The following is a 16,095-nucleotide window of genomic DNA, read 5'->3' as shown; positions in this document are numbered from 1 at the left end:
TCAGGCCTTAATGGCTTTCAATACATTAATCATTTCAAGTGCGGTCAGTGCAGCTTCCGCGCCTTTGTTGCCAGCTTTGGTACCAGCACGTTCGATAGCTTGTTCAATGCTTTCGGTGGTCAGGACGCCAAAGGCGACCGGAATTTCGCTGTCCTGAGCGACATGCGCCAGGCCATAGCTTGCACCGCCAGCGACATATTCGAAGTGAGCTGTGCCGCCACGGATTACCGTGCCCAGCGCAATCACCGCGTCATATTTACCGGTTTTCGCCAATGCGCCCGCTGCCAGCGGCAGTTCATAGGCACCAGGAACCCAAACGACGGTAATGTTTTCATCTTTGACCTGACCAATGCGTTTCAGGGCGTCAATCGCACCTTCCAGCAGGCTGTCATTGATAAAGTTGTTGAAACGCGCAATGGTGATGGCGACGCGAGCGTCCGGAGTAGCAACGTTAGCTTCAATAATGTTCATATTCTTCCTTCGGGTTCGATATGGCCCCGTAAGGGGGGCGGATTTTATCATAATATTCTGTGCGCTGCTTCCTCTAATTAGGAAAGCCTCACGCAGGGGTTAAATGCAGGCAAACGTCCGGGCCCACCTGGCGTATCTCATTGAATTTGAAATGGGGGGCGTCAGCCAGTTTCTCAAGCCCTGGCAACACACATAATCCCCTGGCATCACTGCCTAACAGTGTAGGCGCAAGATAAACGATAAGCTCGTCAACCACGCCGGCCTGCAAGAGCGCGCCGGCAAGCGTAGGCCCGGCCTCCACCCACAGACTGTTAATCTGCTGTTTGCCCAGCAGCATCATCAGCACCACCAGATCCAGATGACCGTTATGCTCCGGCACCATAATCGTGCGGACCGACTCGGGCCAGGCGCGCCCGTCTTCTTTCGTGCGCGCAATCCAGGTTTCTCCTGGCTGCTGAACCAAACGGTGTTCCGGCGTCACGCGGTTCTGACTGTCGATAACCATTCGCACCGGCTGGCGCAGGGCATCCTGTGGGTAAACCGACTGCGTCGCCTCGCCCAGTTCCGACCAGCGCACGGTGAGCTGCGGGTCGTCTGCCAGCACCGTCGCGCTGCTGGTCAAAATAGCGTGGCTTTGCGCACGCAGACGCTGAACATCGCGTCGCGCCTGCGGCGACGTTATCCACTGGCTTTCGCCGCTGGCCATCGCCGTGCGACCGTCCAGCGAAGCGCCGAGCTTCAGTTGCACATACGGAAACCCGGTGCGCATCCGTTTAAGAAAACCTTTATTTAACGCTTCGACTTCGCTCATCATCAGCCCGTGGCTGACCTCGATCCCCGCCTGTTGCAGGCGATACAACCCGCGTCCCGCTACTTGCGGATTGGGGTCCTGCATCGCCGCAACCACACGGGAGACACCAGCGGCGATCAGCGCGTCGCAACACGGCGGCGTGCGGCCATGATGGCTGCACGGTTCAAGCGTGACGTACGCGGTGGCCCCTTTGGCCTTTTCGCCAGCCATACGCAGGGCATGTACTTCCGCATGCGGTTCACCGGCACGGTGATGATAGCCTTCGCCGACAACTTCGCCTTGATTGACGATCACACAGCCGACGTTAGGGTTGGGATGGGTGGTAAACCGCCCGCGCTGCGCCAGCTTCAGCGCTCGCGCCATGTATAACTCATCCTGCATGGCTTAATCCTGTAGGCGAGCGATCTCTTCGCCAAATTCTTTGATATCTTCGAAGCTGCGGTAAACTGAGGCAAAGCGGATGTAGGCGACCTTATCGAGTTTTTTCAATTGTTCCATCACCAGATTGCCAATCATTTTACTGGGGACTTCACGCTCGCCGGTGGCGCGCAGCTGCGACTTAATGTGATTCAACGCCATTTCGACGTCGTCGGAACTCACGGGACGCTTTTCCAGCGCGCGTTGCATTCCGCTGCGCAGCTTTTCTTCATTAAACGGTTCGCGCACGTCGTTGCTTTTTACAACGCGTGGCATCACCAGTTCCGCCACTTCAAACGTGGTGAAACGTTCATTACAAACCAGACACTGCCGACGGCGGCGTACTGAAGAGCCCTCGCCCACAAGACGAGAGTCAATTACCTTAGTGTCTACGGCGAAACAGAATGGGCAATGCATACGGCGTCCTGACCAGGTGGTTAACAGAAATCTATTTTAACCTGAACTGACGTGACAACAAAGGCGCAACGCTTTTGAGACAATGGATCGATGTCTTTGTCCCTTTTACGATCTACCATTAGGTCATCGCCACAATTCAGGAAATAAGAGAGATGACAAGACGTTACCTAAGAATTCTCCTGGTGGGAAGCCTCTTTAGTTTGAGCGCCTGCGCGCAACAAAGCGAAGTGCGCCAGATGCATCAAAGCGTTTCGACGCTCAATAAAGAGATGAACCAGCTTAATCAGGAAACCGTGAAGATTACCCAGCAAAACAGTCTGAACGTCAAATCAAGCAGCGGCGTTTATCTGCTACCGGGTTCCAATACGCCAGCGCGTCTGAACAGCCAGATCGGTACCCTGCGCATGTCACTTATCAACATTGCGCCAAACGCGGCTGGCACCCGAGTGACGCTGCGTATTCAGGGTGAGTCAAACGATCCGCTGCCAGCGTTTAGCGGCACCGTTGAGTATGGGCAAATTCAGGGAACAACTGACAATTATCAGGAAGTGAATGTCCAGAATCAGTTGATCAATGCCCCGGCCAGCGTGCTGGCGCCTAGCGATGTAGACATCCCGCTACAGTTGAATGGCATAACCCCCGATCGGTTAGGATTCGTTCGTATTCACGACATCCAGCCTGTTACGCAATAAACCTTCCTGCGGAACGTTTTGTGCGTTCCGCAACATCCATCCCCTACCTTTTGTTACTCCTCTGACATCCACGTCGTTTTTTGTCAACGTTGGCAATCGGCATGAAAGTCAGTACAATCGCCGCGCTAAAGTACGCAAACGTGAACGCAATCGATTACGTAAATGATAGAACTGTGAAACAAGACATATTTTTGTGAGCAATGATTTCTATAATAGGCTCGCAGAAACACGAAATATTCAGAAACGCTATTTGCGCCTTTTTCACTCCCGTCAGGGATTTCAAACAGTGGCATACAATATGAAAAAAACATTACTTGCAGCCGGTGCCGTGCTCGCGCTCTCCTCGTCATTCGCCGTCAACGCTGCGGAAAATGATAAACCGCAGTATCTTTCCGACTGGTGGCACCAGAGCGTCAACGTCGTCGGGAGCTACCACACCCGTTTCGGACCGCAGATCCGTAACGATACCTATCTGGAATATGAAGCTTTCGCGAAAAAAGACTGGTTCGACTTCTATGGCTACATGGATGCGCCGGTATTCTTCGGCGGTAACACCGACGCGAAAGGGATCTGGAACCACGGTTCTCCGCTGTTTATGGAAATCGAACCGCGTTTCTCCATCGACAAACTGACCGGTGCTGACCTGAGCTTTGGTCCGTTTAAAGAGTGGTACTTCGCCAACAACTACATCTACGACATGGGTCGTAACAAAGATGGCCGTCAGAGCACCTGGTACATGGGTCTGGGTACGGATATCGATACCGGCCTGCCGATGAGCCTGTCTCTGAACGTGTACGCCAAGTACCAGTGGCAGAACTACGGCGCAGCAAACGAAAACGAATGGGACGGCTACCGTTTCAAAGTGAAATACTTCGTGCCGATTACCGAACTGTGGGGCGGTAACCTGAGCTACATCGGCTTCACCAACTTTGACTGGGGTTCCGATCTGGGCGACAACGACTTCTCCGATCTGAACGGCAATAAAGCGCGTACCAACGACTCCATCGCCTCCAGCCATATTCTGGCGCTGAACTACGACCACTGGCACTACTCGGTTGTGGCGCGTTACTGGCATAACGGTGGTCAATGGAACGACGACGCTGAGCTGAACTTCGGTAAAGGCAACTTCAACGTTCGCTCTACCGGTTGGGGTGGTTACCTGGTTGTCGGTTACAACTTCTGATAACGTCCCTTCCCCTGCAAAAGCCAGCCTGACCGCTGGCTTTTTTATGCGTGCGTTTCGTCGCGGATTTTACGTAAAAAATCACTGAGCGAACGGTCGGCGCGCTCGCAAAATCGCCTGTCGAGCGGCGTGATGCTTAAACAACGATCGACACGAAAACAGCGATAGTCTTCGCGCCGCTCGCACCAGGCCACCAACAGCCAGAACTTCCCTTCGAAGAAGATCCCTAACGGTTGCACATCCCGCCAGGAAAGTTGCCCCGCTTCGTCGCGGTAATGCAGTGCCAGCACCTGCTGAGCGCTCACCGCCCGGTGGATCACATCGAACGCGCTGCGTGAATGCAGTTGTCTGCCAAAGTCCGGCGCGAAGATGCGCGCCTGCTCGGCTTTGCGCCGGCTTTCTTCCGGCAATATCGCCAGCACCTTTTCCTGCGCTGACTCCAGTTCTCTGGAGAGCAAATCGCCGCCCCAGGTGTGCAGCAGACGAATGGCGGCAATCAGCGCTTCAGACTCCCGGTGCGTCAACATCAGCGGCGGGAGATCAAACCCCGCCATCAGACGATAACCGCTCCCCGCCTCCCCTTCGACCGGCACGCCAGAGAGCGAGAGGTCACGGATATCACGATAGATAGTCCGCTCCGAAACCTCCAGCCGCTCCGCCAGCAGCGCTGCCGTTGTCAGCCGCCTGCCACGCAGGATCTGTACTATCTGGAACAAGCGGTCAGCGCGACGGGTCATAATTGCTCTCTGTGATTAAGCCGGTTGATGTAAACCCACACGGTTACCTTCGCTGTCGGTAAACAGCGCAATGGTGCCGATCCCTTTACCGAGATCGTGCGGGCCAAACACGCATTTTCCACCCGCGCTGGCAACGCGATCCAGCGTGGCATTGAGATCCCCGGTATGCAGATAAATAATCGCCCCCTGCAATGAAGGTGTAATGCCGTCAAACTTCGCCAGCGCACCGCCGGTAGCCGGTTCGTCATACGGGAAAACCGCCAGATCGGCGACGTCCATTTTTTCACGACGCAGCGACAGCCCCATGACCGGCTCGTAAAACGCAATCGCGCGTTCCATATCCGTAACGGGAATTTCAAACCAATTGATAATGCTTTTCATCGTTCCTCCTGCCTGTGTGGGTAAATTCAGGAAGAGGATAAAACAGGGCTCCTGACAGCATAGTGTCAGTAGGGTTTGCGGAACAAGAGAAAGGTAGAAAAGAAAAATCCCGATCGAATGACCGGGATTTTACGCATTGGCTGAACGTCAGTTTACGGCAGAATAGACGGCTGGTCCGCCCCTTCTTTCTCGACTTTCTGCTGCAGCATATGCTCACGCTTCATGCCGAGCTTCAGCGCCAGCGCCGATGCCACGTAAATGGATGACGCCGTACCGATGGACACCCCGATCAGCATGGTCAGCGAGAAGCCTTCCAGCACCGGACCACCGAACAGGAACAGCATCAGGATTACCATTAACGTCGTACCAGAGGTAATCAACGTACGATGCAGCGTCTGGGTCAGTGACACGTTAAAGATTTCATAAGGCGTCCCGCGACGAATTTTGCGGAAGTTTTCACGAATACGGTCAGAAACCACGATGCTGTCGTTAAGCGAGTAACCGATAACGGACATCAGCGATGCCACGATTGTCAGGTCGATCTCGATATGGAATAACGACAGGATCCCCAGTGTGATGATGACGTCGTGCGCCAGCGCGATAACAACGCCTGCCGCCAGTCGCCATTCAAAACGGATACCGACGTAGACCAGGATTGAGATCAGCGCCGCCAGCAGCGCCATCGCACCGGTTTGCGCCAGATCGGCACCCACGCTCGGTCCGACGAATTCAATGCGCTTCACCGCCGCGTTCTGGTTGGTGGATTCGTTAATCACACTCAACACTTTGCTACCCAGCACCTGACCGCCGTTTGCCCCTTCGGTCGGCGGCATACGCACCATGATGTCGTGGCTGCTGCCGAAGTTCTGTAAAAGCGGATCAACAAAACCCGCTTTTTCCAGCGCGTCGCGCATCACGTCCATCTCAGCCGGTTTTTCCAGCGTGATTTCAATCACCGTACCACCGGTGAAATCGAGACCCCAGTTAAAGCCGCGCACGCCCATCACGATGATGGCCAACACCAGCAGCAGACCTGAGATGCCGAAAGCCCAGTAGTCCCAGCGCATAAAGTCGATGACTTTACGGCCGTGGTTCAATTGTTCAACAGTATATTCCTGTGCCACTTCGCACTCCTCAGATTGACAGCTTTTTGACGCGCTTGCCGCCATACAACAGGTTTACGATGGCACGAGTACCGACGATCGCGGTAAACATCGACGTCGCCACACCGATACCGGTAGTAATCGCGAACCCTTTAATTGCCCCGGTGCCGACGGCGTACAGGATGATGACCTTAATCAGCGTCGTAATGTTCGCATCGAAGATGGAACTGAACGCGCCCGCATACCCTTCGTTGATCGCCTGCTGCACCGAACGTCCGTTACTCAACTCTTCTTTGATACGTTCGTTGATCAGGACGTTCGCATCGACGGCGACGGCAAGGGTTAAGACGATCCCCGCAATCCCCGGCATACTCAGCGTTGCCCCCGGCAGCAGCGACATAATGCCGACAATCAGCACCAGGTTAGCAATCAGCGCGCTGGTCGCAATCAGACCAAATTTCTTGTAGAACAGAATCATGAACAGAATGGACACGGCCAGACCGGCCAGACACGCTTCCAGACCCTGCTTGATGTTCTGCATCCCCAGAGTTGGACCGATGGTCCGTTCTTCAACAATCTGAATCGGCGCAATCAGCGCACCGGCACGCAGCAGCAGAGAGAGCTGACGCGCTTCGTTCGGGTTGTTGATTCCGGTAATACGGAAGCTGTTACCCAGACGAGACTGGATGTTAGCGATGTTAATCACCTCTTCCTGTTTCACCAGTACCGCACGACCGTTCGCATCTTTTTTACCGCTGTCTTTATACTCCACAAACAGGGTCGCCATCGGTTTACCGATGTTGTCTTTAGTGAAGTTAGACATGATGTTGCCACCTGCGCTATCCAGCGAGATGTTCACCTGCGGTTGGTTGTATTCGTCCTGGCTTGAAGTGGAGTCAGTGATGTGGTCACCGGTCAGGATCACGCGTTTGTACAGCACGACTGGCTGACCTTCGCGCGACTGTTTCACTTCGGAATCGCCCGGTACACGACCAGAGGCCGCCGCAGACTGATCAACGTTAGTGTTGACCAGACGGAACTCCAGCGTTGCCGTCGCGCCGAGAATCTCTTTCGCACGCGCCGTGTCCTGAATACCCGGCAGTTCGACCACGATACGATCCGCGCCCTGGCGTTGTACCACCGGTTCCGCAACGCCCAACTGGTTCACACGGTTACGCAGGATGTTGATGTTCTGTTGTACCGCGTATTCACGCGCTTCGCTCAGACGCGCATCGGTCATCACCGCACGCAGCGCATTGCTGCCCTGGCTTGTGATCACCAGATCCTGGTGACGCTTGCTGAGGTAAGCAATCGCTTTATCACGCGCACTGGCATCACGGAAGTTAATGCTCAGACCGTAATTGTCTTCTTTACGAACGGTGGTATACGGGATGCCTTCTGTACGCAGATCGCTGCGCAGGCTGTCGATATTTTGTTCCTGGAGTTTACCCAGCGCGGTATCCATATCCACTTCCATCAGGAAGTGAACGCCGCCACGCAGGTCAAGACCGAGTTTCATCGGTTCTGCTTTGATGGCCGCTAACCAGCGCGGGGTTGCCGGAGCAAGGTTAAGCGCCACGACGTATTTATCACCCAGCACGTCCACCAGCGCTTCACGTGCGCGCAGTTGGGTATCGGTGGTGTCGAAGCGCGCAAGAATCGCGCCCTCTTCCAGTGCCACAGACTTAGCGGTAATTTTTTCTTGTTGTAACGTATTCTGGACCTGGATCAGCGTTTGCTCACTGGCGGCGACACCGCGCGCGCCAGTGATTTGAACGGCCGGATCCTCACCATACAGGTTGGGAAGCGCATACAGCAGACCGACGACAATAACGACGATCAGCATGATGTACTTCCACAAAGGATAACGGTTTAACACGGCAGTTCCCTTAGGGAAAAGTTACTATTACAGCGCCTTCATGGTGCCTTTCGGCAGAACGGCAGCTACGAAGTCACGCTTGATAACCACTTCAGTGGTATCGTTCAGTGCGATAGCGATGTAACCAGATTCTGCAACTTTGGTTACTCGACCTACCAGGCCACCGTTAGTCAGGACTTCATCACCTTTCGCGATGGAGGCCATCAGATTTTTATGCTCTTTGGTGCGCTTCTGCTGTGGACGCAGGATCATGAAATAGAAAATCAGACCAAACACCACCAGCATCAGAATCAGAGACATCGGGCTGCCCTGCGCCGGAGCACCTGTTGCCGCTACCGCATCAGAAATAAAAAAGCTCATTCAAATTCCCTCATTATTAAAATTAATCAACGTTCAAAGGTGGAACCGGTCGACCCTGACGTTGGTAAAACTCGGTCACGAAGCTCTCTAATTTACCCTCTTCAATAGCCTTGCGTAAACCCGCCATCAAACGCTGGTAGTAACGCAGGTTATGAATCGTGTTGAGTCGCGCGCCCAATATTTCGTTGCAACGATCAAGATGATGCAAGTAGGCACGTGAATAATTGCGACAGGTGTAGCAATCACACTCAGCATCGAGTGGGCCGGTATCGCTCTTATACTTCGCATTGCGAATTTTCACCACGCCATCCGTCACGAACAGGTGACCATTACGGGCATTACGGGTTGGCATCACACAGTCGAACATGTCGATGCCGCGACGCACGCCTTCAACCAGATCTTCTGGTTTACCGACACCCATCAGGTAACGCGGTTTATCTGCCGGAATTTGTGGGCAAACATGCTCCAGAATACGGTGCATGTCCTCTTTGGGCTCGCCCACAGCCAAACCGCCGACAGCGTAGCCATCAAAGCCAATCTCTACCAGACCTTTCACAGAGATATCACGTAAATCTTCGTAAACGCTGCCCTGAATGATGCCGAAAAGCGCATTTTTATTGCCCAGGCCGTCAAAACGGTCGCGACTACGCTTCGCCCAGCGCAGTGACATCTCCATCGATCGTTTAGCATAGTCCCAGTCCGCCGGGTACGGCGTGCATTCGTCAAAAATCATGACAATATCGGAACCGAGATCGTACTGAATCTCCATCGACTTTTCTGGATCGAGGAAAATCGGATCGCCGTTGATCGGGTTGCGGAAGTGCACGCCCTGTTCGGTTATCTTACGAATATCACCCAGGCTGAAGACCTGGAAACCCCCGGAGTCGGTCAGAATCGGGCCTTTCCACTGCATAAAGTCATGCAGATCGCCGTGCAGTTTCATGATCTCCTGGCCAGGACGCAGCCAGAGATGGAAGGTATTACCGAGGATAATTTGCGCGCCGGTCGCTTCAACTTCTTCCGGCGTCATGCCTTTAACGGTGCCGTAGGTCCCTACGGGCATAAAAGCAGGCGTTTCCACTACGCCACGATCAAACACCAGGCGGCCACGGCGGGCACGTCCGTCGGTGGTATCCAGTTCGAATTTCATTTTTTCTCCAGTACGTCAGAAAAACAGTCCAACGTGTCAACCAGCGCTGCGGATTTATTCCCCAACGCGTTCATTCAAAGCTTGCGGATTGTACGTGATAAACATCGCGTCTCCGTAGCTAAAAAAGCGATAATTTTGTTCTACCGCCGCCTTGTAGGCATTCATCGTATGCTGATAACCAGCAAACGCCGAGACCAGCATAATCAATGTCGACTCAGGCAAATGGAAGTTGGTCACCAATGCATCAATCACGTTGTATTGATAACCTGGGTAGATGAAGATCTGTGTGTCGCCAAAGAACGGTTCAATGAGCGCGTTCTTTGCTGCCTGCGCTGCGCTCTCCAGAGAACGTACCGAGGTTGTGCCCACCGCAATCACCCGATTTCCGCGCGCTTTCGCCGCCAGCACCGCGTCCACCACCTCTTGCGGCACTTCCGCATACTCAGAGTGCATGATGTGGTCTTCAATGGTATCCACACGCACCGGCTGGAACGTCCCCGCGCCGACGTGCAGCGTCACAAACGCCATCTCAACACCTTTCTCGCGCAGTTTGTTCAGCAGCGGTTCGTCAAAGTGCAGGCCTGCGGTCGGTGCGGCTACGGCGCCGGGTTTTTCGCTGTACACCGTCTGGTAAAGCTCACGGTCGGCGTCTTCATCCGGACGGTCGATGTACGGCGGCAGCGGCATATGACCGATAGCATTGAGAATATCCAGAACCGGACGCGCGTCGTTAAATTCGACTTCAAACAGCGCGCCGTGGCGGGCCGTCATCGTCGCATTGATACTTTCATCATCGCCAAGCAGGAGTTCTGCGCCCGGTTTCGGCGCTTTGGAGGCGCGAATATGCGCGAGGATACGTTTATCATCCAGCATGCGCTCAACGAGAACTTCAATCTTGCCGCCGCTGGTTTTACGACCAAACAGACGTGCCGGGATCACACGGGTATTATTAAAGACCAGCAGATCGCCAGGGTTGAGCTTATCGAGCAGATCGGTGAAAGTACCATGCGTCAGCGCGCCCGTCGGCCCGTCCAGCGACAGCAAACGGCAGCTACTGCGTTCCGGCTGTGGGTAGTGGGCAATCAGGGATTCGGGTAATTCAAAGGAAAAATCGGTAACGCGCATGACACTGACTCGGACTAAAATAAGAGGCGGGTAGTCTAGTGCCGGGGCGCTCTCCCTGCAACCTTTACCCCGCAGTAGAGTTATAATACTCTAAATAATTCATGTTGCAGGACAAGGCACTTGTGCCTTGAACAGCGCTTGCGCTGACCCCGCAGGGGCGAGGCCGCAGGCCGAGTAACGCGGCAACTGAGAGAATGCCCGGGAGCTTAGTAAACTAAGTGACCGGGAAGAACGAAGGAAGCCAACACACCTGCAACCTGAAGTATGACGAGTATTATGAATTTTCTAGCTCACCTACATCTTGCACATCTCGCTGACAGCTCACTTTCTGGCAATCTGCTGGCCGATTTTGTGCGGGGAAATCCGCAATCGAACTTTGCGCCTGATGTGGTGGACGGTATTTTTATGCATCGTCGAATCGATGTGATGACCGACAACCTGCCGGAGGTCCGCGAAGCGCGCGAATGGTTTCGCAGCGAAACGCGTCGCGTCGCACCCATCACGCTCGATGTGATGTGGGATCATTTTCTCTCACGCCACTGGGCGCAACTCTCCCCGGACTTCCCCTTACAGGCCTTTGTGCGTTACGCCCATGCCGAGGTCAAGATTATTCTGCCGGAATCACCCCCGCGTTTTGTAAATCTGAATAACTACCTGTGGTCGGAAAAATGGCTGGAGCGTTACCGTGATATGGACTTCATACAGGATGTCCTTAATGGGATGGCCAGTCGCCGCCCCCGCCTTGATGCCCTTCGCGACTCCTGGTACGACCTGGATACCCACTACGATGCCCTGGAAGCGCGCTTCTGGCAGTTTTATCCGCGCATGATGACGCAGGCGAGAAACAAACAACTTTAATTTACACGTCATCCTTCAAACTGCCTCTGCGTTGGCTGCGTCGGCTCACCCCCGTCACTTACTTGAGTAAGCTCCTGGGGGTTCTCAGACTTGCCGCCTTGATGCAACTTGAATGATTTTGTGTATAGAAGCCAGATTGATAGGTAAAAGCTCACTGAACGATTGTCAGCGCCTCTTTGTCTTATTCGCCATCACCTTCTATACTGGCCCGCGTTGCGTTCCAAAACCCCTTAACTTTGCAGGAGAATAATATGGTACTGGTGACTCGTCAGGCTCCGGATTTCACAGCAGCTGCAGTACTCGGTAGCGGTGAGATTGTTGAAAACTTCAACTTCAAACAGCACACCAACGGTAAAGCGACCGTTCTGTTCTTCTGGCCAATGGATTTCACCTTCGTTTGCCCGTCTGAACTGATCGCGTTCGACAAACGTTACGAAGAATTCCAGAAACGCGGCGTTGAAGTGGTTGGCGTTTCTTTTGACTCCGAATTCGTCCACAACGCATGGCGTAACACCCCTGTCGACAAAGGCGGCATCGGTGCAGTGAAATACGCAATGGTTGCTGACGTTAAGCGTGAAATTCAGAAAGCCTACGGCATCGAGCACCCGGAAGCGGGCGTTGCGCTGCGTGGTTCTTTCCTGATCGACGCAAACGGCGTGGTTCGCCACCAGGTCGTTAACGACCTGCCGCTGGGTCGTAACATCGACGAAATGCTGCGTATGGTTGATGCGCTGCAGTTCCACGAAGAGCACGGCGAAGTTTGCCCGGCACAGTGGGAAAAAGGTAAAGAAGGTATGAACGCCTCTCCGGACGGCGTTGCAAAATACCTGACCGAAAACGTCTCCAACCTGTAATCGATATGAATTAAAGAAAAGGCTCGCCACGGCGAGCCTTTTTTGTTTTCTGACCGCCAGGCCTTACCTTCTCGCAACACCTTTTTAACCCATCGTCCTACAAATATTGATATCGTAAATGACTAAAATCGCCATTCGGCCTGATTTTTGCCAACTCGTTCAAACTTTGTGAAAAAAACACCCCATTATTTGTGATTAAGACCACATTACTTCATTTTAAATTCAGACATTTGACGGCTTATCTTTACTTTCCGTTTCTTCCGCGAGAAAAGGAATCAACGCAACTCATTGATATAGAACAATATAAAAAATAATCCGTTTGTCGATAAAATAATTCCAACATTCCTCTGATGTGATCGACTTCAACATTTAAAAATCCATATGTGATCTGACCCATAATTTTTGTTGATATATTTGGCCATGATCGAGTTCAGAAATATGAACGCATTAAGGATCGGATGATGGACATTATTTTTAACCCTGGACTGATTACGCTTAAGCAGAATATTTCCAGCCCCGAACAGGCTATCGAATTGGCGGGCTCGTTACTGGTCCGGCAAAATATTTGTCGCCCGGAATATGTTGGTGAAATGGTTAAGGTCTACCGGGATTTCGGTTCCGCCATTGTTATCGACTCAGGCCTGGCGATGCCCCATGCCCGGCCAGAAAAAGGCGCATTGCTAACCGGATTTTCTTTAGTCACCAGTCAACAACCGATCGCCTTTGGCCATGAGGAGTTTGATCCGGTTTATGTCATCATCGCCATCGCTGGCGCGGATGCCGATAGTCATATAAGAATGATCCAACTGATAGCCTCGCTGATTGAGTCCGATATCGTGACCTTTCTTCAACAGGAGAATGACATTAATTCAGTATTACATTTCATCCAAAAACAAATGGAGTAGTCATTATGTTAGTTATCAGAACGGTTTGTGGTAACGGTATTGGCAGTTCATTAATGGCTGCGAATAATGTCAAAAAAATATGTGATGAATTAGGCATCAAAGCCGACGTTGCTTCCGTTGATTTCGCAAACGCCGTAGGAGAAAAAGCCGATCTTTATGTCACGATCAAAGAGCTGGCAAACCAGTTTCCTGCGCACTGTAACGTCGCCATTATTCGTAGCTACGTGCACAAAGCGAAAATTGCTGAAGATATTACCGAAGCACTCACCAAAATTGCTGCAACTCACTCTTAATCATTATTGAGGGAACGATCATGCAGGCTATTCTTAGTTTCTTATCAGAAATATTTAGCCAACCCGCATTCCTGATGGGGATTATCGCATTTGTCGGTTTAGTGGCGCTGCGCTCCCCGGGGAATAAATTGCTCACCGGTACCTTAAAGCCTATTTTAGGGTATTTAATGTTAAGTGCAGGTGCTGGTGTTATCGTTGCCAACCTGAACCCGCTTGGCGGAATTATCGAAGCCGGATTTAATATTCGCGGCGTTATCCCCAACAACGAGGCCATTGTTTCCGTCGCGCAGAAGGTGCTGGGTGTGGAAACCATGAGCATTTTGCTGTTAGGTTTTATTTTTAACCTCATTATTGCTCGCTGTACTAAATACAAATATATCTTTCTGACCGGCCACCACTCTTTCTTTCTGGCGTGTCTGTTCTCTGCGGTACTACAGGCAGCAGAATTCCGCGGCTGGATGTTGGTATTAATTGGCGGTTTCCTGCTCGGCTCATGGTCTGCCATTTCCCCGGCAATCGGTCAGCGGTATACCAAACAGGTGACTGAAGACGGCGGTATTGCAATGGGGCACTTTGGCTCCCTGGGCTATTACATCTCCGCCTGGATCGCCACGAAAACCGGTAACCCGGCAAACTCATTCGCTGATACTGAAATCTCAGAAAAGTGGGGCTTTCTGCGCGATACCACGGTTACTACCGGGATTGTGATGTTCATTATCTACTTTGTATGCAGCGCCGTCGCCGGCACTGAATATCTACGTACGATAACGGACCAGAACATGTTGATCTTCTCTATCCTTACCGGTCTGCAGTTCGCGGTTGGCGTCGCCATCGTCTACAACGGCGTGCGACTGATCCTCGGCGATCTGGTTCCGGCATTCCAGGGGATTAGCCAGAAGCTGATACCTGACTCGATCCCTGCCGTTGACTGCGCGGTCTTCTTCACCTTTAGCCCAACCGCTGTCGTCGTGGGCTTTATCAGCTCATTCGTTGGCGGTCTGGTCGGTATGCTCATGCTGGGCGGACTGGGGATGGCGCTGATTATTCCGGGCATGGTCCCGCACTTCTTCTGCGGCGGGACTTCCGGGGTATTCGCCGACAAGCTTGGCGGTAAACGCGGCTGCATCATCGCTTCGTTTATCGGCGGCATATTCCTTGCATTCCTGCCAGCCATGCTGCTTCCGGCCCTGGGTAACCTGGGTTTTGAAAACAGCACCTTCGCTGACTTTGACTTCGCGGTGTGGGGAATTATTATCGGTAACGCCTTCACCCAGTTTGGACAGATCACTATCTATCTGATTTGTCTGGCGCTTATCATCGCACTGCTGGTGCCATTCTGCTTCCGTTCGGTTCGCGTGGTCGGTGACACACTCAGCTATGAGGAGCTCACTGCGGATAAGAAAAATGAATAAGCAGTTTCATTTTTCCCTGCGGGAAGGGATCTCTTCCCGCAGCTGACAAAATAATCAGGAGTTGTTATGGCTATCTTGTCCATTGGGTTTTCATGTTTTGATCAGTTTTTCTTTTTGAACGAATGGCCGCAGGAAAATACAAAGAATTTCTGCCATGACTTTATTGAAAGTGGCGGCGGTCCGGCAGCAAACGCAGCGTGGCTACTGGGATTATGGGGCGAAGATGTTTATTACATCGGCCATCTGAACCAGGACCTTTACGGCCGGCGTATTATCGATGAGTTTGCTGAAGCGGGCGTCGATACCAGCCAGGTCGTCTTCTCAGATGAAATGATCACGCCGCTGGCATCGGTGTTGGTGAACCGTTTAACGGGGTCGCGGACGATTATTACCCGTAAAATGCAGACGCCACCGTCACTAACCTATGACCAGAAGCTCAAGCTTGACGATCTGGCTGAACGGTTGATTGCATCAGAAGAGCCAGTAACGCTATTAATTGATGGTCATGAAGCAGAAATCAGTGAGTATTTAATTAAGAAACTTCCCTCGGCGCGAGTGGTTATGGATGGCGGTTCATTGCGTGACAGTAATATTAAACTCGCGGCCTGGACCGATTACTTTGTGGTCAGCGAGCATTTTGCCCGTGACTATATGGGATACCACGCGCTGAGTACCGAAGCGGAAATTAAAGCAGCACTTATCGAGTTAAATAAAATTTGTCGCGGCGAAGCATTTATTACGCTCGGGGAAAAGGGTTGTGCACTATTAAAAAATGGGATGCTGCAAATTGTACCTGCCTGGCTGTGCAACGCCGTTGATACCACGGGGGCAGGAGATGTATTCCACGGAGCCTTTACCTACGGCGTTCATTACTCATGGCATATTGATAATATTATTTTATTTGCCAGCCTGACTGCCGCAATTTCAATAGAAAAAAAAGGCGTACGCGAATCAATGCCGGACCTTGCCGTTGTCCACAACTCGTTAAATAGCTACGAAAGAAACTTAAAGCAATATTATGGCGAGTGATTGCTTTTAATTAATATC

General features: G+C 52.3%; 18 protein-coding genes. 8 read left to right on the top strand and 10 right to left on the bottom strand.

The features are described 5' to 3' along the window. The 3 genes from ribH to nrdR form a co-directional block, all read right to left on the bottom strand. Complete coding sequence (ribH, locus tag ACERJC_RS00830; RefSeq protein ID WP_112024547.1) at positions 1–471, bottom strand: 6,7-dimethyl-8-ribityllumazine synthase; 471 nt, start codon at positions 469–471, stop codon at positions 1–3. Positions 472–559: 88 nt separating this feature from the next. Continuing rightward, positions 560–1,663, bottom strand: coding sequence for a bifunctional diaminohydroxyphosphoribosylaminopyrimidine deaminase/5-amino-6-(5-phosphoribosylamino)uracil reductase RibD (gene ribD / locus ACERJC_RS00825; protein WP_373670826.1), 1,104 nt, complete (start codon positions 1,661–1,663; stop codon positions 560–562). Between the two features lie 3 nt (positions 1,664–1,666). Continuing rightward, positions 1,667–2,116, bottom strand: coding sequence for a transcriptional regulator NrdR (nrdR, locus tag ACERJC_RS00820; RefSeq protein ID WP_042324561.1), 450 nt, complete (start codon positions 2,114–2,116; stop codon positions 1,667–1,669). Positions 2,117–2,268: 152 nt separating this feature from the next. On the opposite strand from nrdR, the gene ACERJC_RS00815 reads away from it, so the two are divergent. After that, on the top strand, positions 2,269–2,808 hold the full coding sequence (locus ACERJC_RS00815) for a SadB/YajI family lipoprotein (protein WP_286632562.1): 540 nt from the start codon (positions 2,269–2,271) through the stop codon (positions 2,806–2,808). 298 nt (positions 2,809–3,106) lie between these two features. Then, positions 3,107–3,991: a nucleoside-specific channel-forming protein Tsx gene (locus ACERJC_RS00810; protein WP_152405663.1), complete on the top strand. Its 885-nt coding sequence runs from the start codon at positions 3,107–3,109 to the stop codon at positions 3,989–3,991. 44 nt (positions 3,992–4,035) lie between these two features. Here ACERJC_RS00810 and ACERJC_RS00805 read toward each other — a convergent pair whose 3' ends face one another. The 7 genes from ACERJC_RS00805 to queA form a co-directional block, all read right to left on the bottom strand. Beyond that, on the bottom strand, positions 4,036–4,728 hold the full coding sequence (locus ACERJC_RS00805) for a helix-turn-helix transcriptional regulator (RefSeq protein ID WP_373670825.1): 693 nt from the start codon (positions 4,726–4,728) through the stop codon (positions 4,036–4,038). A gap of 15 nt (positions 4,729–4,743) precedes the next feature. Beyond that, complete coding sequence (locus ACERJC_RS00800; RefSeq protein ID WP_152405665.1) at positions 4,744–5,109, bottom strand: VOC family protein; 366 nt, start codon at positions 5,107–5,109, stop codon at positions 4,744–4,746. A gap of 152 nt (positions 5,110–5,261) precedes the next feature. After that, positions 5,262–6,233, bottom strand: a complete 972-nt coding sequence (secF, locus tag ACERJC_RS00795) for a protein translocase subunit SecF (RefSeq protein ID WP_046476190.1) — start codon at positions 6,231–6,233, stop codon at positions 5,262–5,264. 10 nt (positions 6,234–6,243) lie between these two features. Beyond that, positions 6,244–8,091, bottom strand: coding sequence for a protein translocase subunit SecD (secD, locus tag ACERJC_RS00790; protein ID WP_178822949.1), 1,848 nt, complete (start codon positions 8,089–8,091; stop codon positions 6,244–6,246). Between the two features lie 27 nt (positions 8,092–8,118). Next, complete coding sequence (yajC, locus tag ACERJC_RS00785) at positions 8,119–8,451, bottom strand: preprotein translocase subunit YajC (protein ID WP_042324569.1); 333 nt, start codon at positions 8,449–8,451, stop codon at positions 8,119–8,121. Positions 8,452–8,473: 22 nt separating this feature from the next. After that, positions 8,474–9,601, bottom strand: coding sequence for a tRNA guanosine(34) transglycosylase Tgt (gene tgt / locus ACERJC_RS00780; protein WP_152405666.1), 1,128 nt, complete (start codon positions 9,599–9,601; stop codon positions 8,474–8,476). Between the two features lie 54 nt (positions 9,602–9,655). Continuing rightward, on the bottom strand, positions 9,656–10,726 hold the full coding sequence (gene queA, locus ACERJC_RS00775) for a tRNA preQ1(34) S-adenosylmethionine ribosyltransferase-isomerase QueA (RefSeq protein ID WP_373670823.1): 1,071 nt from the start codon (positions 10,724–10,726) through the stop codon (positions 9,656–9,658). 276 nt (positions 10,727–11,002) lie between these two features. Here queA and acpH point away from each other — a divergent pair, with 276 nt between their 5' ends. From acpH to ACERJC_RS00745, 6 genes are all read left to right on the top strand, one after another. After that, positions 11,003–11,584 (top strand): ACP phosphodiesterase, encoded by a 582-nt coding sequence (gene acpH, locus ACERJC_RS00770; RefSeq protein WP_373670822.1) that lies wholly within the window; start codon positions 11,003–11,005, stop codon positions 11,582–11,584. Between the two features lie 251 nt (positions 11,585–11,835). After that, positions 11,836–12,438 (top strand): peroxiredoxin, encoded by a 603-nt coding sequence (locus ACERJC_RS00765; protein ID WP_371895217.1) that lies wholly within the window; start codon positions 11,836–11,838, stop codon positions 12,436–12,438. A gap of 461 nt (positions 12,439–12,899) precedes the next feature. Then, positions 12,900–13,343: a PTS sugar transporter subunit IIA gene (locus ACERJC_RS00760; protein WP_152406385.1), complete on the top strand. Its 444-nt coding sequence runs from the start codon at positions 12,900–12,902 to the stop codon at positions 13,341–13,343. A 5-nt stretch (positions 13,344–13,348) separates the two neighbouring features. Continuing rightward, entirely contained in the window at positions 13,349–13,636 is a 288-nt protein-coding gene (locus ACERJC_RS00755; protein WP_004099415.1) for a PTS sugar transporter subunit IIB, read from the top strand. Positions 13,637–13,656: 20 nt separating this feature from the next. Beyond that, positions 13,657–15,048, top strand: coding sequence for a PTS ascorbate transporter subunit IIC (gene ulaA, locus ACERJC_RS00750; RefSeq protein ID WP_152405670.1), 1,392 nt, complete (start codon positions 13,657–13,659; stop codon positions 15,046–15,048). A 66-nt stretch (positions 15,049–15,114) separates the two neighbouring features. Beyond that, positions 15,115–16,077, top strand: coding sequence for a carbohydrate kinase family protein (locus ACERJC_RS00745; protein ID WP_152405671.1), 963 nt, complete (start codon positions 15,115–15,117; stop codon positions 16,075–16,077). Positions 16,078–16,095: the final 18 nt, after the last annotated feature.

Source organism: Citrobacter telavivensis (genome assembly GCF_041807075.1).
GTDB classification, from domain to species: Bacteria; Pseudomonadota; Gammaproteobacteria; order Enterobacterales; family Enterobacteriaceae; genus Citrobacter_A; species Citrobacter_A telavivensis.
The sequence above is the reverse complement of the archived record's forward strand: the minus strand, read 5'-3'. Positions and strand labels throughout refer to the sequence as shown.